The organism is Stenotrophomonas sp. YJH_SMC_17 (assembly GCF_059371655.1).
Genome location: NZ_JCAFUU010000007.1, coordinates 73,602 through 94,082 on the forward strand (window position 1 = coordinate 73,602; position 20,481 = coordinate 94,082).

Below are 20,481 nucleotides of genomic sequence, written 5' to 3' on the forward strand. Positions count from 1 at the left end.
GAGCATGGGCTCGGCTCTACACGACCTCGCATCCACAACGAAGAACCCCCGGCAGGGCCGGGGGTTCGGGGTCACGCACTTACCAGTTGCCGGCGCCCGGCACGTTGTGCTCGCGGGCGCGACGGCGCATCAGCAGGTTCAGCCACTCCACCAGCACCGAGAAGCCCATCGCGGCGTAGATGTAGGGCTTGGGCACGTGCACGTCCAGGCCGTCCAGGATCAGCACCGCACCGATCATCAGGATGAAGGCCAGGGCCAGCATCTTCACGGTCGGGTTGGCGTCGATGAAGCGGCCCAGCGGGTTGGCGGCCAGCAGCATCACCAGCACCGACAGCAGGATGGCGGCGACCATCACCGGGATGTGGTCGGCGATGCCGACGGCGGTGATCACCGAGTCCAGCGAGAACACGATGTCGATCACCGCGATCTGCGCGATCACGTAGCCGAACACGGCCGAAGCCTTGGTGGTGCTGGGATCTTCATCCTCGCCGCCGCTGATCAGTTCCTTGATCTCCATGCAGCCCTTGATGATCAGGAACAGGCCACCAACGATCAGCACCAGGTCGCGGATGGAGATGCCCATGCCGGCCACGGTGAACAGGTTGGCAGCCATGTGCGCCAGGTAGGCCAGCGACACCAGCAGGCCGATCCGGGTGATGCAGGCCACCGCGATGCCGAGCTTGCGCGCGAACGGACGGCGTTCTTCCGGCAGCTTGCTGACCGCGATGGAAATGAACACCAGGTTGTCGATGCCGAGCACGATTTCCAGCGCGCTGAGGGTGAACAGGGTCACCCAGGCATTGGGGTCGGCGAGGAACTCAAAGGACATGGAAACTCTTCAAGGCAGTGGGGGAATGGGGTTTCAGCCGTAGCTGCCGGCCAGCGCGTGCGGAACCACGACCAGCGCCCAGCACAGCAGCACGTTCATCATCAGCACGAACACCGCCGCCGAGCCCATGTCCTTGGCGCGACCGGCCAGTTCGTGGATCTCGCTGCCGTAGCGCTCGATCACCGCCTCGATGGCCGAGTTGGCCAGTTCCATCGCCAGCACCAGCAGCATCGAGCCGATCAGCAGCGCGCGCTCGACCGGGGTCTGGCCCAGCCAGATCGCGACCGGGGTCAGCAGGATCAGCAGGTAGACCTCCAGCCGGAACGACGATTCGTGCAGCCAGGCGGCGCGCAGGCCCTGCCAGGACCAGCGAGCGGCCTGGAAGATGCGGCGCGGGCCGCGGGGCAGATGACCGAACTGGTCAGCCACGGGTGGAACATCCAGCAACAGGGGCGCGGCGCAGCGACCGCTCAGACGCACGGCAGGGAATCATGGGTGCACAGGAATAGGCAGATGGCCGCCATTTTGCCACAAGGCCGCCGACCATACCCCCGGCCGCTGCGGCGAACGGCCTGCCCGGGGAAAGCGCCACGCCGCGTCCTGCTCCTATGATGGTTCCCCCTTCCCTGCTGGAGCGCCTGATGTCCCGTCGCCGTACCTGCCTGCTGATGCTGGGCCTGCTGACCGCCGCACCGCTGGCCCAGGCCCTGGGCCCGGCCACGTCGCCCAAGGTGCCCGAACAGGTCTCCAACGTGGCCTGGGCGGGCGACATGGCCCGCTTCGCCAGCGCCGACCAGGCCAACCCGCCGCCGCGCGGTGGCATCGAATTCATCGGCAGCTCCTCGATCCGCTTCTGGGAGAGCCTGGCCACCGACTTCCCCGGCCAGCCGGTGTTCAATCGTGGCTTCGGCGGTTCGGAAGTACGCGACAGCACCTGGTACGCCGACCGCATCGTAGTGCCGTATGCGCCATGCAAGGTGTTCTTCTACGCCGGTGACAACGACCTCAACAGCGGCCGCAGCGCGACCCAGGTGCGCGACGACGTGGTTGCCTTCGTGCAGCGCGTGCACCGCGATCTGCCGAAGACCACGGTGGAGTACCTGTCGATCAAGCCGAGCCCGTCGCGTGCCCACCTGCTGCCGGCGATCAACGAGGCCAACACGCTGATCAAGGCTGCCCTGGCCAAGCTGCCCAATACCGGCTTCATCGATATCTACACGCCGATGCTGGGTGCCGACGGCCAGCCGGATGCGAAGCTGTTCCGCGAGGACATGCTGCACATGACCCCGGCCGGCTATGCGATCTGGACCAGAGCAGTGGCGCCAAAGGTCAACTGCAACTGAGGCACTGCGGACGCCGGGCCTGGCCCGGCGCCACCGCACACCACCCACGCATGGCGTGGATCTACCGGGATTCCAGCGGGAGGGGGTCAGAGCCGGTTGCGCAGCAACGGGATCCGACCCCGGCAGGCCGCCGCGTCAGCGGAAGATGACCGTCGCTTCGGTACCCTGCCCCGGCTCGCTGGCCAGGCTGACCTTCCAGCCGAAGCGGTCGCACAGCCGGCGCACGATCGACAGGCCCAGGCCGGTGCCCTGCGGGCGGCTGGGTTCAGCGCGGTAGAAGGGCTCGAACGCGCGCGACAGCGCTTCGGCGGACATGCCGATGCCGGTATCGCGCACCACTACCCGATCGTTGTGCACCTGCACGTCGATGCGCCCTTCGTCAGTGTAGCTGCAGGCGTTGCGCACCAGGTTGCTGACCACCACCTGCAGCACCCGCGGCGGCGCATGCAGCTGCACCGGGCCATCGCTGTGCAGGTGCACCGACACCGGCCGGGACCCCAGCAGTTCGTTGGCGTTGTCCACTTCATAGCGGACGATGTCGTTGACGTCGAACAGCTCGATCTGCGGCTCGACGTCGGCCTCACGGGCCAGGATCAGGAACGCATCGATCACCGCTTCCATGTCGCGGCCAGCCCGCTGGATGCGCTGCAGGCTGCGGCGCAGGCGCGGCTGCAGGGTTTCATCGCCCAGTGCCATGTCGCTGGCCACGCGGATGACGGTCAGCGGCGTACGCAGTTCGTGGCTGGCATCGCGGGTGAAATTGCGCTCGCGGGCGACGTGCGCACTGACCCGGTTGGCCAGCGAATGCAGCGCGGCCGCCAGCTGCCGGGTCTCACCCTGCATGTCGGCGGGCAACTTGTTCGGCTCCAGGTCGGCCGCTTCCGGGTGGCCCGGGTCCCAGCGCGAGACGCGCCGTGCCAGCCAGTTCACCGGCGACACCAAGCGTTTGGACGCGCGGTAGGTCACCCAGCTGGCGCCATACACCGCCAGCAGGGTCAGCAGCACCGGCACGATGCCGAACCAGAACGCCAGCATCTCCGCGCGCGAGCGCAGGAACACCAGGTACAGGCGACCGGCCGGGCGCACGTCGACCAACACCAGCTGGTCGTCCTTGGGCAGCTCGTGGAAGCCGGGTTCCAGATTGCGCAGGTTGGCCGGCAACGACAGGGCCGACTGCCCGCTTTCCAGCAGATAGCCGCGGATGTTCTGGGTGTTGGGGGGTGGCTGCACCGGCGACGCTTCGTGCAGCGTCCAGTAGTACGCCGCCTCTTCGCGCAGGGCAGCGCCCACCAGGCTGTGCTTGATCACCAGCGACACCAGCCACGCACCCAGCAGGATGCCCAGGCTGGCCAGCACTGCCTGCAGGATGAAGGCGATACGGATCTTGCGCGGCAGGCCGTGCGGCATTGCGGGGTCCCGGTCAGAGCGCTGCGATTATAGGCAGCGCGCCACGCCGTGCGGGTGCATGGGCGATGACCGGCGACAATGCCGGCCGGTCATGCCCTGCCCTCGTACATGGCCACCACCCAGCCGGGCCTGCTGCTTCACCGGCGCGTGCCCTGCTCAGGCCATCGGCTGGGCAATGTCGGCAATGCGGTAGCCGGCGCTCTGCACGGTATGCAGCAGCGGACGGTCGAACGGCTTGTCGATGATCTTGCGCAGGTTGTACAGGTGGCTGCGCAGCGTGTCCGAATCCGGCAGGCCATTGCCCCAGATCTCGCGCTCGATCTCCTGACGGGTGACCACGCGCGGCGATTCGCGCATCAGGATGGTCAGCAGGCGCAGACCGATCGGCGAAAGCTGCAGCTCGGTGCCGGCACGGGTGGCACGCATGCTGACCGGGTCGAGCACCAGATCGGCCACCTTCAGCACTTCCGAACCGACCTGGCGACGTTCGCGACGGATCAGCGCGCGCAGGCGGGCTTCCAGCTCCTGGATCGCGAACGGCTTGGTCAGGTAGTCATCGGCACCGAACCCCAGGCCGGTGAGCTTGTCGTCCAGCGTGTCGCGGGCCGTGAGCATCAGCACCGGGGTGGACTTGCGCGCATCATTGCGCAGGCGACGGCACACTTCGATGCCATCCAGGCGCGGCAACATGAGATCGAGCACCACGACGTCATAGCTGTTCTCCGCCGCAAGGCGGTAGCCATCCAGGCCGTCCTGTGCATAGTCGACTTCAAAGCCGCGACCTTCCAGGTATTCCCCGATCATCTCGGAGATGTTGCGGTTGTCTTCGACCACCAGCACCAAGCCGGAGGTCTCCTTCGTCTGACGCATGTGATTCCCTCTAACTTCAGCTTTGTGAAACATGCCGGATCGACGGTGGACGCGATGTGAAGTTCCGTCAAGAGGAAATCAAACGGTTCAGAGCAGCGGCCTGAGCAGCGGCCAGACGTTGTCCAGCACCTTCGGCTGCGCCTGTGCCGTGGGGTGCAGGCCATCGGCCTGCATCATGCCCGGCTGCAGGGCCACGCCCTCCAGCAGGAACGGCAGAAGCGGCACCTTGTACTGCGTGGCCAGCGCCCTGTAGGCCGCCGCCAGGCGCTGCCGGTAGGCCGGCCCGTAGTTGGGCGGCACGTCGATGCCCAGCAACAGCACCTTTGCGCCGGCCTTCTGGCTGGCCTGCACCATTTTCTCCAGGTTGCCCTGCACCTGGGCCGGGGTCAGTCCACGCAGCGCGTCGTTGCCCCCCAGCGCGATCACCACCACCGTCGGCTTCTCTTTCGCCAGCAACCCTGGCAGTCGCGTCAGCGCGCCAGCGGTGGTCTCGCCGCTCATGCTGGCGTTGACGATACGCGGTGGGGTTTTCGACTGCTGCCTGACCCGCTGCTGCAGCAGGCTGACCCAGCCGGCGTCGGCGGGGATATTGTGGGCAGCACTGAGGCTGTCGCCGAGCACCAGCACGGTACCGGCCGGACCTTTGGCACAGGCCAGCCCCGGCAGCAGCAGCAACGCTAGCAGCAGCACCATCATCGCGCCGGCTTGCCGGCTCCATCCCGTCTTGCGCATTGGAGTCTCCTCATCGACAGCCTGTCCCCCCGCAGCGCGCCCGTCGCCATCGCCGTCGACCAGGTCGGCAAGTCCATGCAGGGCCCGGAGGGTGAAGTCCACATACTGGACAACATCACCCTGACCGTCCATGAAGGCACCAGCGTGGCCATCGTCGGCGCCTCCGGTTCCGGCAAGACCACCCTGCTCGGCCTGCTGGCTGGGCTGGACCTGCCCAGCCGCGGCCGCATCAGCCTGGCCGGGCACGATCTGGGAAACCTTGACGAGGAAACACGCGCCCAGCTGCGCGCGCGCGAGGTCGGCTTCGTGTTCCAGAGCTTCCACCTGCTGCCCGCGCTGACCGCCGCCGAGAACGTGGCGCTGCCGCTGGAACTGGCCGGGCGCGAGGACCGCGTACGGGTCGAAGAGGTGCTGGCCCAGGTCGGCCTGTCCCACCGCGCCCGCCACTACCCGCGCCAGTTGTCCGGCGGTGAACAGCAACGCGTGGCACTGGCGCGTGCCTTCGTCACCCGCCCACGCATCCTGTTTGCCGACGAACCGACCGGCTCGCTGGACCATGCCACCGGCCAGCACATCAGCGACCTGTTGTTCGAGTTGAACGCCGGCAGCGGCACCACCCTGGTGCTGGTCACCCACGACCTGCGCCTGGCCCAGCGCTGCCAGTACATCCACCGCATCGACGACGGCCGCCTGCTGCCGGTCGAGCGCGGGGCCCAGGCATGAACGTGCTGCGGCACGCGTGGCGCGCGTTGCGCCGCGAGGCCCTGGCCGGCGACCTGCTGACCGTGTTCGCTGCGCTGGTACTGGGCGTGGCGGTGATGACCGCAGTCGGCACTCTGGTGAACCGGGTCAACCTGGCGCTGACCGGTAGCGCGGCGGAGATGCTCGGCGGCGACCTCGGCATTGCCGGGCGCGATGATCCGTCCCAGGCATTCGCAGAGGAAGCGCAACGCCGTGGACTGGCCCACACCCGCATCGCCAGCTTCGGCAGCGTGCTGTTCCATGGCGAGGCCAGCCAGATGGCCAGCATCAAGGCGGTGCAGGCCGGCTACCCGCTGCGCGGCACGCTGCGGGTGCGCGCCACGCCCGGGGGTGCCCTGATCGCCAACGCCGGCATGCCCCCCAAGGGCCAGGCCTATGCCGACCCGCGCCTGCTGCAGGGGCTGGGACTGAAGGCCGGTGATGATCTCGAGTTCGGCGCTGGCACGCTGCGCATCGCCGGCATCATCGAGGCCGAACCGGATACCGGCGGCGACCTGCTGACGCTGTCCCCCACCCTGCTGGTCAACCGCGCCGATGTGGAAGGCACGGGACTGCTTGGCCCCGGCAGCCGCATCAACTACCGGCTGATGTTTGCAGGACCGCCCGCGCAGGTCGCGTCCCTGCGTGAGTGGCTGCTGCCACAAGTGAAGGGCCTGCGCCTGCTGAGCGTCGATGACACCCAGCGCGGCGTGCGCCAGGCCTTCGATCTGGCAGGGCGCTTCCTTGGCCTGAGCGCGCTGCTGGCGGTGCTGCTGGCGGGCGTGGCCACCGCATTGGCGGCCAACCGCTTCGCTCTGCGCCGTATCGACCAGGTGGCGATCCTGCGCTGCCTCGGTGCGCGCCAGCGCGACATCCTGCTTGGCCTGGCACTGCAGTTGCTGATGCTGGCGGTGCCGGCCTGCGCGCTTGGCATCGGCCTGGGCATGGCCGCGCAGGAAGGGCTGGTGCAGGTGCTGGGCAGCCTGGTGCCGCAGCGCCTGCCGCTGCCGGAAGCGATGCCGGCGCTGACCGGTGCCGGCATCGGTCTGTTGCTGCTGTTCGGCTTCGGCCTGCCACCGCTGCTGCGCCTGCGCGGGGTGCCGCCGATGCGCGTGCTCAACCGTTCCTTCGCCTCCCTGCCGCCGGCCTCGCTGCTGGCCTATGTGGCTGCGCTGGGGGCGAGCCTGTTGCTGGCGGTGCAGGTCACCGGTGACCTCACGCTGGCGCTGTGGGTGCTGGGTGGTCTGGCCGCGCTGGCGGTGGCGGCCGGGGTGGTCGGCTTCGTGCTGCTGCAGTTGCTGCGCGGCCTGCAGCATCGCCTGCATGGCAACTGGCGACTGGGCCTGGCCGCACTGACCCGGCGCCGCCTGCTGGCGGTGATGCAGCTGGTCGGGCTGTCGCTGTCGCTGTGCGCGCTGTTGCTGCTGGCTGTGACCGGCCCCGGCCTGCTGCAGCAGTGGCGCGAGCGGCTGCCCGCGGACACGCCGAACTACTTCCTGATCAACATCCAGCCCGAACAGCGCGACAGTGTGCTGGCAACGCTGCGCGGGCTGGGTGCCAACGACGCCAGCATCGAACCGATGGCCACCGGCCGCCTGATCGCGATCAACGGCAAGCCGCCGCTGCGCGTGGACCGCGAGCCGGGTCAGGACGGGCAACCGGCGCAGGGCGGCCAGCGCGACGACGATGACGAGAACCGGCCACTGAATTTCAGCTGGCGCAGCACGTTCCCGCCGGCCAATACGCTGGTCAATGGCACGTTCTGGAAAGCCGACAGCACCGCACCGGAAGCCTCGGTGGAGATCGGCTGGGCCAAGCGCTACGGCGTGTACCCCGGCGACCGCATCACCATTGCGGTGGGCGAGCAGGAGCGCGAATTCGCCGTCACCAGCGTGCGCAAGGCGGACTGGAACACCTTCCGTCCCAACTTCTTCGTGCTGTTGAACCCGAATGCCGTGGGCGACACCCCGCACAACCTACTGTCGGCATTCCACCTGCCGGCCGGCAAGGCGGCCGGGCTGGGCGAGCTGGTGCGTGCGCAACCGAACCTGTCGCTGCTGGACGTGGATGCGGTGATCTCGCAGGTGCGCGATGTGATGGAGCGGGTGGCGCAGGTGGTGCAGCTGGTGATGGTGTTCAGCCTGCTGGCCGGTGTGCTGGTGCTGCTGGCCGCGCTGCAGGCCACGGCCGGCGAGCGCCGCTACGACAGCGCGGTGCTGCGCACGCTGGGCGCGACCCGTCGCCAGCTGCGCGGTGCGGTGCTGGTTGAGTTTGGTGCACTGGGCACGCTGGCCGCGTTGCTTGCGGTGGGTGCAGCCGCCGCCATCGGCGTGGCGGTCTCGCAGAAGGTGTTCGAGCTGCCGTTGCTGCCACCCTGGCCGGGACTGCTGCTGGGCGGCGTGGCCGGCATCGGATTGAGCCTGCTGGCCGGCTGGTGGGGCACGCGGCGCATCCTGCACACCTCGCCGGCCCTTGCCCTGCGCGAGGCCTGACGCGGCCGCTGGCGCACCCGGGGGGGCGCCAGCGCTGTGCTGCGCGCCCCAATCCCACGAGATCACCCGGATGCGCTGATGACGGTGATCCTGGTCAGCTGGGGCATCGCCTTCTTCGAATACTGCCTGCAGGTGCCGGGCAACCGGCTGGGTTCAAGGAATGAAAGCATCCACGCATGGCGTGGATCTACTGGGGGTTACCCGGCAGATCCACCCGATGCGTGGATGAGGTGCCGGCCACGACCGGCACCTGGACGTGCCGATCAACCTTCCTTCGGTGCCTTTTCCACGTACTTGGCGAACACTTCGTCGATCTGCGTGTCCTTCACCTTCTTGCCGGCCTGGATCTCTTCGGCCTGGGTGAACAGCGGAATGATCATCGCCATGCCATCGATCTTGGTCTTCAGGTGCACGCCCGGAGCCTGGCCGAGGAACCCGTCCCAGCGCTGGCGCACCTTGGCCCAGTACCCGGCGGTCGCCTTCCAGTAGTTGCGCGCCGGGGTGAAGTCGATCTCGGTGGTCTTCACGTAGTCGTTGAAGCCGAACTCGCGGGCGATCTCCGCCTGGCTGCCGTCGGCATTGCGCTGCACCTTGGTGTTGAACTGCTCGTGGGTCCAGCCGTTCGGGGTCAGGGTGTGGCGGTTGACCACAGCCAGCGCGTTGTAGTCGCTGCGCTTGGTGTACTCACGACGCGGCAGCGGACGCCAGCTCAGGTCGCTGGTCCAGCTCGGCACGTTGTTGGTGTAGGTCCATCTGCCGGTGCCGCAGTAGCGCGGTGCATCGCTCACTTCATACACGCACTGGGTCCAGGCGCCCTGGTTCACCGCCGCCGGAATGCTGCGCACCTGCCAGGTCTGGTCGGCACTGAATTCGAAACGGTTGGGCGCTTCGTACACCCAGTCCTGGCGCCAGTGCTTGGTGATGTGGCCGCTCTTCTCGTCCAGCAGCAGGTGCTGCAGCACGATGCGCCTGGGGGTGTCCTCGACCACGATGACCACTTCGTTGCCACCGCTGCGCATCGCCGGCGCACGCTCATAGCCCGGCTTCAGCAGCACGGTTTCGTCGAAGGCGAAATCCACGGTGTACTCGCCCTGCATGGCCAGGATGCTGTCGTGGTCGCGGGCGATGTCGGAGGGCTGCGCGCTGGCCGCGCCGCTGGCGGCGAGCAGCAGCAAGGCGCAGGCTGTCTGGAGCTTCATCGGGGTCTTCCTTCGGGGTTGCAGATTCATTGAGGGGCCATCCGTGGCCAATGGGCGTTCCATCAGGACAGGATCAGAGTCGGATCAGCGGCAGGTCGCCTGGAATCCGGGGGGCCGGCCGGCGCGCTGCGTCGGCACAGCAGCAGTCATCGATGGCCAGCTCGCCCTCGGCGCCTTCCAGGCGGGCGATGCGGCGTGCGGTGACCGCGCCCAGCGACGACAGCGTCGACAGGCTGGCGGCCAGGGTGCGGCCATCGTCGGCGGCGTGCAGGCGCAGCGCGCACAGGCGCCAGCGCTGGCCGCCGAGGTGACCGGCCAGGCGTCGCCACAGGCGTTCACCGACGCTGCCGTCGCTGTCGTGCTGCGGGCCCGGCGCCAGCGAGGCCACCAGCCGGTCCCAGGCCAGGAAATCGCTGTCCGGCAGCAGGTACAGGCGCCACACGCAGCGGCCACGGCCATCGAGGAAGCACAGGCTTTCGCGCAGCCCCTCGCTGTCCACGCCCTGGCAGGCATGCACGCGCACCGCCTGTCGCCAGCCGCCAAGCTCGTTGCCGTCGGCGTGGTAGAGACACAACACGGTGCCAAGCGTGGCCAGCTGTGCCGGGGTCGGCCAGACCGCGCGATGTGGCGCGGCGATGGAGTCATTCCTGCGTGCGGACAGTGCTCGGCTCATGAGGTCACCAGGAAACGGCAAGGCTGGCGGAGAAGGTACGGCCCGGGCTGGTGTAGCGATCCAGCACGCGGCTGGTCGGCGACAGCGTCGAACCCACGTTGGACCAATCGATGTAGCGTTTGTCGCCCAGGTTGAACACGCCTACGTTGAAGGTCGCACCGGGGGCGAAGTTCCAGTGCGCCATCAGGTCGGCCACACCGTAGCCGGCCGGGCGGTACACCGTGGCCGAAGCGACGCGGTCCTTGCGCTTGACGAACGTGCCGGCCAGTTCCACGCCCCAGGTATCGGTGTCGTACATCAGGCCGACGGTGCCACGCAGGGGATCAACCGAATCCAGCGGGGTGTCCTCGGTCTTGTTGTCGCCGCGCGACCAGGCCACCGCACTGCGCAGCGCCCAGCCCTGCAGCGCCGGGCTGATCTGGCCGAAGTCGACGCCGGCCTTCAGTTCGGCTCCGTAGATGCGTGCGTCGGCGATGTTGCGCGACTGGAACACCATCAGGCCCTGTGCGTTGGTACCCACCAGCGACTGCGACTCGATGAAGTCCTTGTACTCGTTGTAGTAGCCGCTGACGCTGACGTAGGCGGCCGGCGACAGGAAGCGCAGGCCCAGCTCCATGCCATCACTGGTTTCCGGCTTCAGGTCCGGATTGGGAATGGCGGTGTAACCGAAGGCGAAGTTGGTGAAGCCCAGGTTGACGTCGTTGTACGGCGGCGAGCGGAAGCCATGCGAATAGCCGGCAAACAGCGACCATTCGTCGGTGAAGCGATAGACCATGCCGAGCTTCGGCGAAACGCTGGTCTTGGTCAGCTTGGCCACCGGCACACCAGGATTGTCCTCGGCAAAGATGCTGTCCACCTCCGGCTTCAGCTCGTAGCGGTCCACGCGCACGCCCGGCACCAGCGACAGCTTGCCGCCGGCCATGCGCATTTCATCCTGTGCGTACAGGCCAAGCTCGGTGGTCTTGCTGATCGGGAAATCGCGGACCGGGAACGCGTCGGGCAGGATGGTGGTGCTGGTCTGGCCGTTGGCCAGGACCTGGAAACCATCGCGCTTCTGGCGGATCTCGGTGCGCGCACCCTCGAAGCCATAGGTCAGCGCGTGCTCGACGCTGCCGGTGCTGAAGGCCTTGTTGAACTGTGCCTGCAGGCCGTACACGCGCTGGTCGAAATTGAACTCGCGGTGGCGACGGCTGCGGTTGGCGCGGTCCTCGTCGGTAACCTGGGTGGTTTCGCTGTGCTGGGTGTAGACCTGCCAGTGCAGGCTGTCGGCGAAGGCCTTGTCCAGCGCATCCATTTCATGCGCGAACGACACGCGGGTGCGGTTCTGCTTGTCGCGCGCCTTCATGCCGGTGGTGGTGGTGTGGTCGATCGAAGACAGCACGTTGGTCTCGGTCTTGTCTTCGTTGCCTTCCACGGTCAGGCGGAAACGCTGGTCCTCGCTCGGCGCATAGACCAGCTTGGCCAGGCCGCTGCGACCGTCGCGGTCCTGCGGGTTGGGGGCGGTGCGGGTGTTGTCGTTGCTGCGCACGTCACCCTTGTTGTCGGTTTCCTGGCCCTGGCGGTGGTTGATGTTGACCATGCCGCTCCAGTGTTCGCCGCCGAACGCGGTGGTGACACCGCCGAGCAGGCCCTTCCATTCGCCGTCGTAGCCGAACTTCAGGCCGACGTAGCTGTCCTTGCCGTCCTTCAGGTAGTCGGCCGGATCCTTGGTGACGAAGGCGACGACACCGCCCAGTGCGTCCGAGCCATACAGCGAGCTGGCCGGGCCACGCACGATCTCCACACGCTTGAGCGTGTCCAGATCGGTGAAGTTGCGGTTGGCATTGGAGAACGAACCGATGTTGAAGCTGGTCGGCATCGCGATGCCGTCGGTCTGCACGCGCACGCGGTTGCCGTCCAGGCCACGGATGCGGATGCTGCCCAGGCCGAAGCGCGCGGCGCTGCGGTTCACCGACAGGCCCGGCTCATAGCGCAGCAGGTCCTTGATGTCCTGTACCAGGTGCCGTTCCATCTGCTCGCGATCGATCACATCGACCGTTGCGGCCACGTCGCTCACCGCACGTTCGGTGCGCGTGGCAGTGACCTGCACGCGATCAAACTCGCGTGCATCGGGCGCGGCGCTGGCAGCGGCAGCGGCGTGGGCGGACAGCGGCAGGGCCATCCAGACAGCAAGGCAAAGGGCGGTATGGCGGGTCATCGGGTTCGTTCGGTCAGGCAGGGGAACCCCCGGTTACCGGCACACCCGGAAGGTGCACGCGGTAGGCCGAGGGGGAGAGAGCAGGAGCGGACGGGGCGCCCACCCTGCCGGCGCAGCCGGCAGGAGGGAGGGAGGCGGGCGACCAGACCGCGATTACTTGGTCAGGATCAGCTTGTCGTTGCTGGTGTGCCGCAGGCGATAGAAGCGGTCGCCGTGCTGGATCAGGATTTCACGACGGCCCTTGAGCAGGGCTTCGCTGTCGATGACCTCTTCCGGCGGAACGACACGGACCGGGCGATCGCGAAGGGTCAGCGTTTCGGGGCGCAGCAGTACAGGTTGAGCATTCATGAGCATCTGGACTCGTGCGAGGGACGAGTCAAATGATAATGATTCTCAGTTGACAATCAACAACCATTCTCACTTTCATTGACGGGATTAATGATCGAATTATGAAATTCGATAGCTGCCATCAATCAAAATTTGGGCGCGGCACCTTTGTAGCGTCGAGCCACGCTCGACTGCTCTTGGCGCCGTCGCCAGGAAACGCCCGCGCTGCGCGCGGAGTCGAGCATGGCTCGACTCTACAAAGTCCCGGTCAACCTGAAGTCGAGCGTGGCTGGACTCTACAAAGGGCTGTCAGGCGAAGACGGCTTCGACCTCGGCCCAGCCGGCTGCGTCAACCTGCTCCAGCACGTCCAGCGCCTGCAGGTTCTGCAGCAGCTGGCTGACCCGGCTGGCGCCGAGGATCACGCTGGATACATTCGGGTTGCGCAGGCACCAGGCGATGGCCAGCGTGGCCGGGGCCTGGCCCAGCGCGCGCGCCGCCTCGCTGAAACGGCGCACCTGGCCCAGGCGGGTCTCGGCGTCGGCACCCAGGACCAGGTCCTGCAGCCAGCCCATGCCCTCGCGCCCAAGTCGTGCATCAGCCGGAATGCCCTGGTCATACTTGCCGGTCAACAGGCCCGAGGCCAGCGGCGAGAAGATGGTGGTGCCCAGGCCGGCGCGGGCGTACAGCGGCGCATACTCGACCTCCACCCGCTCGCGGTGCAGCAGGTTGTACTGCGGCTGCTCCATCGACGGTCCCTGCAGGTTGTGCACTTCAGCGATGTCCAGCGCCTGCTGGATCTGCGCCACCGACCATTCGGAGGTACCCCAGTAAAGGATCTTGCCCTGGCGCACCAGCGTATCCATCGCATGCACGGTCTCGGCGATTGGTGCGTCCGGGTCCGGGCGATGGCAGTAATAGAGGTCCAGGTAGTCCACCTGGAGGCGCTTGAGCGCGGCATGGCAGGCGTCGGTCACGTGCTTGCGCGACAGCCCGCGCTGGGTCGGTCGCGGGTCCTTGGCGCTGCCGAAGAACACCTTGCTGGACACGCAGAAGCCGTCGCGCGGCAGGCGCAGGTCGCTGATCACGTCGCCCATCACCTGTTCGGCGCGGCCGTTGGCGTAGCCCTCGGCATTGTCGAAGAAGTTGACGCCATGATCCCAGGCGGCGGCCACCAGGTTGCGGGCCTCGTCACGCGGAATCTGGTCACCGAAGGTCACCCAGGCGCCAAAGGACAGGGCGGAAATCGGCAGGCCGGTGGAGCCGAGGCGACGGTATTGCATGCGAATCTCCTGCTGCGGGCCCGCATCCGGGCCGGGATCGATCCTCATTCTACCTGCCGTCACCGGCCGCAAGCCCTTGCCGTTGCTGGCCCGATCGGTACCGATGGGTGCGCGCACGCTGCTTTTCCTTGCCCCGGCCCCGGCCCTGCACTAGGCTTCCCGTTTTTCGCGACGCCCCAGGGGAGTCACTCACATGGTCGAAGGTTTGGGCAGGATCGGCTTCGGCCTGTTCGGGTTGGCGGTGCTGATCGGCATCACCTGGTTGTTTTCCAACAACAAGCGCGCGGTGGACTGGAAGCTGGTTGCCACTGGTATCACCCTGCAGATCGCCTTTGCGGCGCTGGTGATCCTGGTGCCGGGCGGGCGCGACGTGTTCGACGCGCTGGGCCACGGTTTCGTCAAGGTGCTGAGCTTCGTCAACGAGGGCTCGGGGTTCATCTTCGGCTCGCTGATGGACACCAAGAACTACGGCTTCATCTTCGCCTTCCAGGTGCTGCCGACCATCATCTTCTTCTCGGCGCTGATGGGCGTGATGTACCACCTCAACATCATGCAGGCGATCGTGCGCGTGATGGCGTGGGCGATCACCAAGGTGATGCGCGTGTCCGGTGCGGAAACCACCAGTGTCTGCGCCAGCGTCTTCATCGGCCAGACCGAGGCGCCGCTGACCGTGCGCCCGTACATCGCCAAGATGACCCAGTCCGAACTGCTGACCATGATGATCGGCGGCATGGCGCACATCGCCGGCGGCGTGCTGGCGGCCTACGTGGGCATGCTCGGCGGCGGCGACCCGGTGCAGCAGGCGTTCTACGCCAAGCACCTGCTGGCAGCCAGCATCATGGCCGCGCCGGCCACCCTGGTCGTGGCCAAGCTGCTGATTCCGGAAACCGGCACCCCGCTCACCCGCGGCACGGTAAAGATGGAAGTGGAGAAGACCTCCAGCAACATCATCGACGCGGCTGCCGCCGGCGCCGGTGACGGCCTGAAGCTGGCGCTGAACATCGGCGCGATGCTGCTGGCCTTCATCGCCCTGATTGCGCTGCTGAACGCCCCGCTGACCTGGATCGGTGATGTTACCGGCCTGGCCGCGATGATCGGCAAGCCGACCAACCTGTCGACCATCTTCGGTTACGTGCTGGCCCCGATCGCCTGGGTGATCGGCACCCCGTGGGCCGATGCCACCACCGTCGGTTCGCTGATCGGCCAGAAGGTCGTGATCAACGAATTCGTGGCCTACACCGAGCTGTCGCAGATCGTGAACGGCCAGGTGGCGGGCGTCAGCCTGTCCGATGAAGGCCGCCTGATCGCCACCTACGCGCTGTGCGGCTTCGCCAACTTCAGCTCGATCGCGATCCAGATCGGCGGCATCGGTGGCCTGGCCCCGGAACGTCGCCACGACCTGGCCAAGTTCGGCCTGCGCGCGGTGCTGGGCGGTACCATTGCCACCTTCATGACGGCGACCATCGCCGGCGTGCTGACGCACTTCAGTTGAACCCTTGGTTGAGAAAAGATTCCCTATGAGCAGCAGTGTCGTTGTCGTCGGTTCCTTCAATGTCGATCACGTGTGGCGGTGCGAGTCACTGCCGGCACCGGGTGCGACCATTGCCGGCCGCTACAGCACCGGCCCGGGTGGCAAGGGCTTCAACCAGGCCGTGGCCGCCTGCCGCGCTGGCGCCGAGACGCACTTCGTGTGCGCGCTGGGCGATGACGCCGGCGGCGCCACCGCACGCGAACTGGCCGCTCAGGACGGCTTCGGCCTGATGGCCGAAGCCAGCAGCGAGCCGACCGGCACCGCCGGCATCTATGTGGACGCGCGCGGCCGCAACACCATCGTGATCGGCCCGGGCGCCAACGCCGCGCTCAGCACCGACTTCCTGCAACAGCAGCAGGCATTGCTGACCGGCGCCAAGGTAGTGCTGGTGCAGCTGGAATCACCGGTGCAGACCATTGAAGCGGCGCTGGCCACGGCCCGCGAGGCCGGTGTGACCACCGTGCTCAACACCGCACCGGCCGACGCGCCCTCGACCATCGGCCTGCTCAAGCTGGCCGATGTGATCACCCCGAATGAAACCGAGTTCGCCGCCCTGCTCGGCCGTCATGTGGGTGAGCGCGTGGATGCCAACGACGTGGCCGCGCTGGATGGCGCCAGCCTGCATGCGCTGTGCCGCAAGCTGGTCGGCAACGGCACGGTGGTGGTGACCCTGGGTTCGGTGGGCGTGTTCGTCTCGCATGCCGACGAGAACCTGCGCGGCGATACCCAGCCGTACTACCGCGTCGGCGCCGAGCAGGTGCAGGCCATCGACACCACCGGTGCCGGTGACGCCTTCAACGGTGCGCTGGCCGCGTCGCTGGCGCAGGTGGCCGACGCCCCGTTCGCCCGCCACGTACGCTTTGCCAACCAGTTCGCCGGTCGCTCGACCGAGAAGGAAGGCGCCGCTGCGGCGATGCCGCGTTTCACCCCGGCCGACTCCGAAGTGAAGTAGATCCACGCCATGCGTGGATGAGAAGGGCCGGGTGCGCTGGCACCCGGGCCTTTATTTTTGCCCATTTCCCAGCGGCTGCGACCGCCTGTCGCATTGCCCACACCCTGCTCCCGCGCCCACCATCCGCGCAGCTTCCTTGCACGGACAGGACGTGGACGGATTCCCTTGGCTGCTGGTCGCGGCCGCCGGCAGTGCCCTCGCGGCGCTGCTGCACATTGGCTGCATTGCTTTGGGCGCACCCTGGTATTAGCGTTTCGGCGCTGGCCAGCGCATGGTCCGGCTGGCGCACGCGGGGCACTGGTGGCCCCCGCTGATGACGGCCGGCATCACCGCCATGTTGGTGGCCTGGGCCTTGTACGCACTGGCGGCCGCCGGCTGGCACTCGCCGCTGCCGGCCAGCCGCCTGGTGCTGCCTGGCATCGCCGCGCTGCTGTTGCTGCGTGCCGCGTCGGGATTCGGCCTGGCGTTGTTCCGCCCGGGATACAACGGCGCGCGCTTCTGGATGGCCAGTTCGCTGGTCTGCCTGGGTCTGGGCCTGGCCTTTGCGCTGGGCGCCCGCCAGGCGTGGGAAACGCTGGGCTAGCCGGCGGAGGCGGGGCGACCGGGTAGAGTCGACGGGTAGCCGACGGCTTTCCGGCCAGGTCGTGGAAACCCCGCGCTTCGCGCGATAGTCGACTGGCAGTCGACTCTACCCCCTCTCGCCGCGTCCCCAGTCCGGCGGCATCGGCCTTCACCAAGCCGCCTACCATCACCCGCCCGTGGGGGCGGTGGAAGCAACCGTCAAGCATCTGCTGATGCCGGTACGGCATGAGGTCGGTGCCGATCGGCCTGAACCGGGTCCGCGTGGACACGGCCGCTCCGTCGTCCGCGCTTTACAATGAGCGCATGCAGATCGGCCCGTACACCATTGCCCCCAACGTCGTGCTGGCGCCCATGGCCGGCGTTACCGACAAGCCCTTCCGCCTGCTGTGCAAACGGCTGGGCGCGGGCTTGGCTGCCTCGGAAATGACCATCAGCGACCCGCGCTTCTGGAACACGCGCAAGTCGATCCACCGCATGGACCATGAGGGCGAGCCGGCGCCGATCAGCGTGCAGATCGCCGGCACCGAACCGCAGCAGCTGGCCGAGGCGGCGCGCTACAACGTCGACCACGGCGCGCAGATCATCGACATCAACATGGGCTGCCCGGCCAAGAAGGTGTGCAACGCCTGGGCCGGTTCGGCGCTGATGCGCGACGAGCAGCTGGTGGCACGCATCCTCGAAGCGGTGGTCAACGCGGTGGACGTTCCGGTCACGCTGAAGATCCGCACCGGCTGGGACTGCGACCATCGCAATGGCCCGCTGATCGCGCGCATCGCCGAGGACAGCGGCATCGCGGCGCTGGCGGTACATGGCCGCACCCGCGACCAGCACTACACCGGCCAGGCCGAGTACGGCACCATCGGCGAGATCAAGGCCGCGCTGCGCATTCCGGTCATCGCCAACGGCGATATCGATTCGCCGCAGAAGGCGGCCCACGTTCTGAAGGAAACCGGCGTGGACGCGGTGATGATCGGCCGTTCCGCACAGGGCCGGCCGTGGATCTTCCGCGAAGTGGCGCATTACCTGGCCACCGGCCAGGAACTGCCGCCACCGTCGCTGGCCGAAGTGCGCGACATCCTGCTTGGCCACCTGCACGCACTGCATGCGTTCTATGGCGAACCGCAGGGCGTGCGCATCGCGCGCAAGCACCTGGGCTGGTATGCCAAGGATCGACCGGAGAACGCCGCCTTCCGCGCGGTGGTCAACCGCGCGGAGGACCCGCAGAGCCAGATCGCGCTGACCACCGAGTACTTCGACCGCCTGATTGCCGCGGAACCGGCGCTGTCTTCGGCCGCCTGAGCCGCCAATCCCGCGTTTCCGGACAGTCGAGCCCGCTCGACGCTACGAGAGCCCGCCCCATGACCCCGCCGATTTCCTCCCCGACTTACCTGCACGGGTTCTCCGGCACCGAGCAGCAGCGCCTGATGACCCAAGCGCGCCTGCTGGAGTCGAGCATCTTCGGCCAGATCGACTACAGCGGCGCCCGGCGCCTGCTGGAAGTCGGCAGCGGCGTGGGTGCGCAGACCGAGATCCTGCTGCGCCGCTTCCCGGAACTGCACGTGACCGGCGTGGACCTGAGCGAGACCCAGCTGGCCACCGCGCGCGAGAACCTGGCGCGCACCCCGTGGTGCAGCGATCGTTACACCCTGCAGCAGGCCGATGCCGGCGAACTGCCGTTCGAGGCCCGCAGCTTCGATTCGGCCTTCCTGTGCTGGGTGCTGGAACACGTTCCGTCACCGGCACGCGTGTTGAGTGAAGTCCGCCGCGTGCTGGCTCCGGGTTCACCGGTCTACATCACCGAGGTGATGAATGCCTCGTTCCTGCTTGACCCGTATTCGCCGCATATCTGGCGCTACTGGATGGCCTTCAATGATTTCCAGTACGACCACGGTGGCGACCCGTTCGTCGGCGCCAAGCTGGGCAACCTGCTGCTGGCCGGCGGCTTTCGCGACGTGCACACCGAGATCAAGACCATCCACCTGGACAACCGCGAACCGGCACGCCGCAAGACCATGATCGCATTCTGGGAGCAGCTGCTGCTCTCGGCCGCCGACCAGCTGCTGCAGGCCGGTTCGGTGGACGAGGAGACCGTGGAAGGCATGCGCCGCGAATTCCGGCTGGTGCAGAACGACCCGAACGCGGTGTTCTTCTACTCGTTCGTGCAGGGCCGCGCGACGGTGTATTGAGCCGACGCGGCGCTGCCGATGTTCCCGTCATCCACGCATCGCGTGGATCTACTCGGGTGCATGCCAGATGCGCTGCCACATCGCCGACAACCGGCGACCGGCATCGGCTCGCGCGGCCGGGCTGCTGTAGTCCGCCCGTGTCTGCTCGGGCACGATCGCCCGCCATTGCCCGTCCGCCTGCTCGGCCACCACGAAGTTGAAGGTGTAGTCCGGTTCCAGGCCCATGCGCAGATCGCTCAGTACCAGCTGGCCGTCCACGACCTGTGCACGCATGAAACCGCGGTTGAACCACTGAAGCTGCTGCACCGCCGGAATCGCCTGCGCCTCGCGCAGCGCCTGTACGTTGGACGGATGGCCTTCGAACCGCATCGGCCCATGGTCGGCCGCCAGTGAGCGATCACCCACCACGTAGCCATTGGGCGTCATCGCCACCACCCGCCACAGCAGCGTATTGAACGGCATCGGCACCGAGAAGCGCGGCGCGTCACCCAGGCCCATCGCCGCCAGGCTCTGCTGGGCGGCACGGTCGACCTGCGCCTTGGCGATCAGGCCCCAGCCGAGGTAGCCACTGCTGAGCACCAACGCCGTGCCCAGCACCTTGCCCGCCCAGGGCCGCGCACGACCGAACCAGGCGAGCACGCAGCCCAGCAGCAGCCACACCGTGTAGCCGGGGTCGATGATGAAGACGCTGGAGCCCATGGTTGGGTGGGGCTGCAGCGGCCACCACAACTGGGTACCGTAGACGGTGAACGCATCCAGCAAGGGATGGGTCACCAGCGCCAGCTGGATCGCCCAGAACCAGCGCACCGGTGACTGCGCGACGCGGCCGTTGCCGAAGCGCTTGAACAACCACCAGATCAGCGCCGCCACCCAGGGCAGCACCAGCAACGAATGGCTGAAGCTGCGGTGTTCGGTCATGTTGGCCACCGGGTCGGCAGCGGTGAGGCCGAGCCACAGCGCGTCGAGGTCCGGCAGGGTGCCGAGCGCGGCACCGGCCAGCAGGGCCGCACGGCGATGGCCGGGCGGAGCGATGGCAGCGGCGACGGCGCCGCCGAGTACGATCTGGGTCAGGGAATCCATCGGCAGATGCTAGCGGCTTGCGGGCGGTGCATGTAGAGCCGAGCCCATGCTCGGCTGCT

At 67.5% G+C, this 20,481-nt stretch carries 18 protein-coding genes and 2 pseudogenes; 9 read left to right on the plus strand and 11 right to left on the minus strand.

Annotation, left to right across the window (positions count from 1 at the left end):
• Positions 1 to 79: 79 nt before the first annotated feature.
• Together AC5P8Z_RS16780 and AC5P8Z_RS16785 are read right to left on the minus strand one after the other, a co-directional pair.
• Positions 80 to 829 carry a TerC family protein gene (locus tag AC5P8Z_RS16780; protein ID WP_005408127.1) on the minus strand — a complete coding sequence of 250 codons (750 nt, stop codon included), beginning with the start codon at positions 827 to 829 and terminating at the stop codon, positions 80 to 82.
• Positions 830 to 862: 33 nt separating this feature from the next.
• Positions 863 to 1,258: a diacylglycerol kinase gene (locus AC5P8Z_RS16785; protein ID WP_049406112.1), complete on the minus strand. Its 396-nt coding sequence runs from the start codon at positions 1,256 to 1,258 to the stop codon at positions 863 to 865.
• Between the two features lie 212 nt (positions 1,259 to 1,470).
• On the opposite strand from AC5P8Z_RS16785, the gene AC5P8Z_RS16790 reads away from it, so the two are divergent.
• Positions 1,471 to 2,172: an SGNH/GDSL hydrolase family protein gene (locus tag AC5P8Z_RS16790; protein WP_295569312.1), complete on the plus strand. Its 702-nt coding sequence runs from the start codon at positions 1,471 to 1,473 to the stop codon at positions 2,170 to 2,172.
• A 135-nt stretch (positions 2,173 to 2,307) separates the two neighbouring features.
• On the opposite strand, the gene AC5P8Z_RS16795 is transcribed toward AC5P8Z_RS16790, so the two are convergent.
• From AC5P8Z_RS16795 to AC5P8Z_RS16805, 3 genes are all read right to left on the minus strand, one after another.
• A complete protein-coding gene (locus AC5P8Z_RS16795) occupies positions 2,308 to 3,579 on the minus strand; it encodes a sensor histidine kinase (RefSeq protein ID WP_054171040.1) in 1,272 nt (423 codons plus the stop codon).
• A gap of 156 nt (positions 3,580 to 3,735) precedes the next feature.
• Positions 3,736 to 4,449 carry a response regulator transcription factor gene (locus AC5P8Z_RS16800; protein WP_002811889.1) on the minus strand — a complete coding sequence of 238 codons (714 nt, stop codon included), beginning with the start codon at positions 4,447 to 4,449 and terminating at the stop codon, positions 3,736 to 3,738.
• Between the two features lie 87 nt (positions 4,450 to 4,536).
• Positions 4,537 to 5,181 (minus strand): arylesterase, encoded by a 645-nt coding sequence (locus tag AC5P8Z_RS16805; protein ID WP_286070990.1) that lies wholly within the window; start codon positions 5,179 to 5,181, stop codon positions 4,537 to 4,539.
• A 75-nt stretch (positions 5,182 to 5,256) separates the two neighbouring features.
• Here AC5P8Z_RS16805 and AC5P8Z_RS16810 point away from each other — a divergent pair, with 75 nt between their 5' ends.
• The 3 genes and pseudogenes from AC5P8Z_RS16810 to AC5P8Z_RS16820 form a co-directional block, all read left to right on the plus strand.
• Positions 5,257 to 5,904 (plus strand): ABC transporter ATP-binding protein, encoded by a 648-nt coding sequence (locus AC5P8Z_RS16810; RefSeq protein ID WP_295569315.1) that lies wholly within the window; start codon positions 5,257 to 5,259, stop codon positions 5,902 to 5,904.
• The gene (locus AC5P8Z_RS16815) at positions 5,901 to 8,414 is read left to right on the plus strand and encodes an ABC transporter permease (RefSeq protein WP_495229557.1); all 2,514 of its coding nucleotides are present in this window, start codon (positions 5,901 to 5,903) and stop codon (positions 8,412 to 8,414) included. The genes AC5P8Z_RS16810 and AC5P8Z_RS16815 overlap by 4 nt, the downstream gene beginning before the upstream one ends.
• A gap of 75 nt (positions 8,415 to 8,489) precedes the next feature.
• Positions 8,490 to 8,570, plus strand: a pseudogene (locus AC5P8Z_RS16820) (DMT family protein); the annotation flags it as partial.
• A 107-nt stretch (positions 8,571 to 8,677) separates the two neighbouring features.
• Here AC5P8Z_RS16820 and AC5P8Z_RS16825 read toward each other — a convergent pair.
• From AC5P8Z_RS16825 to AC5P8Z_RS16845, 5 genes are all read right to left on the minus strand, one after another.
• Positions 8,678 to 9,613 carry a DUF6607 family protein gene (locus AC5P8Z_RS16825; protein WP_495229558.1) on the minus strand — a complete coding sequence of 312 codons (936 nt, stop codon included), beginning with the start codon at positions 9,611 to 9,613 and terminating at the stop codon, positions 8,678 to 8,680.
• Between the two features lie 73 nt (positions 9,614 to 9,686).
• Entirely contained in the window at positions 9,687 to 10,286 is a 600-nt protein-coding gene (locus AC5P8Z_RS16830; protein ID WP_495229559.1) for a Hemin transport protein, read from the minus strand.
• 4 nt (positions 10,287 to 10,290) lie between these two features.
• Positions 10,291 to 12,483, minus strand: a complete 2,193-nt coding sequence (locus AC5P8Z_RS16835) for a TonB-dependent hemoglobin/transferrin/lactoferrin family receptor (protein ID WP_495229560.1) — start codon at positions 12,481 to 12,483, stop codon at positions 10,291 to 10,293.
• Positions 12,484 to 12,636: 153 nt separating this feature from the next.
• Entirely contained in the window at positions 12,637 to 12,831 is a 195-nt protein-coding gene (gene hemP / locus AC5P8Z_RS16840; protein WP_005412278.1) for a hemin uptake protein HemP, read from the minus strand.
• Between the two features lie 288 nt (positions 12,832 to 13,119).
• Positions 13,120 to 14,091, minus strand: a complete 972-nt coding sequence (locus AC5P8Z_RS16845) for an aldo/keto reductase (RefSeq protein ID WP_286070985.1) — start codon at positions 14,089 to 14,091, stop codon at positions 13,120 to 13,122.
• A gap of 193 nt (positions 14,092 to 14,284) precedes the next feature.
• On the opposite strand from AC5P8Z_RS16845, the gene AC5P8Z_RS16850 reads away from it, so the two are divergent.
• The 5 genes and pseudogenes from AC5P8Z_RS16850 to AC5P8Z_RS16870 all read left to right on the plus strand — a co-directional run bounded on the left by AC5P8Z_RS16850 (position 14,285) and on the right by AC5P8Z_RS16870 (position 19,342).
• On the plus strand, positions 14,285 to 15,583 hold the full coding sequence (locus tag AC5P8Z_RS16850) for a NupC/NupG family nucleoside CNT transporter (RefSeq protein WP_286070984.1): 1,299 nt from the start codon (positions 14,285 to 14,287) through the stop codon (positions 15,581 to 15,583).
• A 25-nt stretch (positions 15,584 to 15,608) separates the two neighbouring features.
• Positions 15,609 to 16,574, plus strand: a complete 966-nt coding sequence (locus AC5P8Z_RS16855) for a ribokinase (protein WP_495229561.1) — start codon at positions 15,609 to 15,611, stop codon at positions 16,572 to 16,574.
• A gap of 151 nt (positions 16,575 to 16,725) precedes the next feature.
• Positions 16,726 to 17,157: pseudogene (locus tag AC5P8Z_RS16860) on the plus strand (hypothetical protein).
• Between the two features lie 302 nt (positions 17,158 to 17,459).
• Complete coding sequence (gene dusB / locus AC5P8Z_RS16865) at positions 17,460 to 18,455, plus strand: tRNA dihydrouridine synthase DusB (protein ID WP_286070981.1); 996 nt, start codon at positions 17,460 to 17,462, stop codon at positions 18,453 to 18,455.
• Between the two features lie 59 nt (positions 18,456 to 18,514).
• Positions 18,515 to 19,342: a class I SAM-dependent methyltransferase gene (locus tag AC5P8Z_RS16870; protein WP_005415318.1), complete on the plus strand. Its 828-nt coding sequence runs from the start codon at positions 18,515 to 18,517 to the stop codon at positions 19,340 to 19,342.
• 48 nt (positions 19,343 to 19,390) lie between these two features.
• On the opposite strand, the gene AC5P8Z_RS16875 is transcribed toward AC5P8Z_RS16870, so the two are convergent.
• Positions 19,391 to 20,422 (minus strand): metal-dependent hydrolase, encoded by a 1,032-nt coding sequence (locus AC5P8Z_RS16875; RefSeq protein WP_495229562.1) that lies wholly within the window; start codon positions 20,420 to 20,422, stop codon positions 19,391 to 19,393.
• Positions 20,423 to 20,481 lie beyond the last annotated feature (59 nt).

What these genes read in the sequence shown, in the direction of transcription:
- AC5P8Z_RS16845 (WP_286070985.1), bottom strand. Translation starts at nt 14,091, where the DNA reads ATGCAATACCGTCGCCTCGGCTCCACCGGCCTGCCGATTTCCGCCCTG.
- AC5P8Z_RS16805 (WP_286070990.1), bottom strand. Translation starts at nt 5,181, where the DNA reads ATGCGCAAGACGGGATGGAGCCGGCAAGCCGGCGCGATGATGGTGCTG.
- hemP (WP_005412278.1), bottom strand. Translation starts at nt 12,831, where the DNA reads ATGAATGCTCAACCTGTACTGCTGCGCCCCGAAACGCTGACCCTTCGC.
- AC5P8Z_RS16815 (WP_495229557.1), top strand. Translation starts at nt 5,901, where the DNA reads ATGAACGTGCTGCGGCACGCGTGGCGCGCGTTGCGCCGCGAGGCCCTG.
- AC5P8Z_RS16855 (WP_495229561.1), top strand. Translation starts at nt 15,609, where the DNA reads ATGAGCAGCAGTGTCGTTGTCGTCGGTTCCTTCAATGTCGATCACGTG.
- AC5P8Z_RS16790 (WP_295569312.1), top strand. Translation starts at nt 1,471, where the DNA reads ATGTCCCGTCGCCGTACCTGCCTGCTGATGCTGGGCCTGCTGACCGCC.
- AC5P8Z_RS16780 (WP_005408127.1), bottom strand. Translation starts at nt 829, where the DNA reads ATGTCCTTTGAGTTCCTCGCCGACCCCAATGCCTGGGTGACCCTGTTC.
- AC5P8Z_RS16800 (WP_002811889.1), bottom strand. Translation starts at nt 4,449, where the DNA reads ATGCGTCAGACGAAGGAGACCTCCGGCTTGGTGCTGGTGGTCGAAGAC.
- dusB (WP_286070981.1), top strand. Translation starts at nt 17,460, where the DNA reads ATGCAGATCGGCCCGTACACCATTGCCCCCAACGTCGTGCTGGCGCCC.
- AC5P8Z_RS16795 (WP_054171040.1), bottom strand. Translation starts at nt 3,579, where the DNA reads ATGCCGCACGGCCTGCCGCGCAAGATCCGTATCGCCTTCATCCTGCAG.
- AC5P8Z_RS16850 (WP_286070984.1), top strand. Translation starts at nt 14,285, where the DNA reads ATGGTCGAAGGTTTGGGCAGGATCGGCTTCGGCCTGTTCGGGTTGGCG.
- AC5P8Z_RS16830 (WP_495229559.1), bottom strand. Translation starts at nt 10,286, where the DNA reads ATGAGCCGAGCACTGTCCGCACGCAGGAATGACTCCATCGCCGCGCCA.
- AC5P8Z_RS16810 (WP_295569315.1), top strand. Translation starts at nt 5,257, where the DNA reads ATGCAGGGCCCGGAGGGTGAAGTCCACATACTGGACAACATCACCCTG.
- AC5P8Z_RS16870 (WP_005415318.1), top strand. Translation starts at nt 18,515, where the DNA reads ATGACCCCGCCGATTTCCTCCCCGACTTACCTGCACGGGTTCTCCGGC.
- AC5P8Z_RS16835 (WP_495229560.1), bottom strand. Translation starts at nt 12,483, where the DNA reads ATGACCCGCCATACCGCCCTTTGCCTTGCTGTCTGGATGGCCCTGCCG.
- AC5P8Z_RS16825 (WP_495229558.1), bottom strand. Translation starts at nt 9,613, where the DNA reads ATGAAGCTCCAGACAGCCTGCGCCTTGCTGCTGCTCGCCGCCAGCGGC.
- AC5P8Z_RS16875 (WP_495229562.1), bottom strand. Translation starts at nt 20,422, where the DNA reads ATGGATTCCCTGACCCAGATCGTACTCGGCGGCGCCGTCGCCGCTGCC.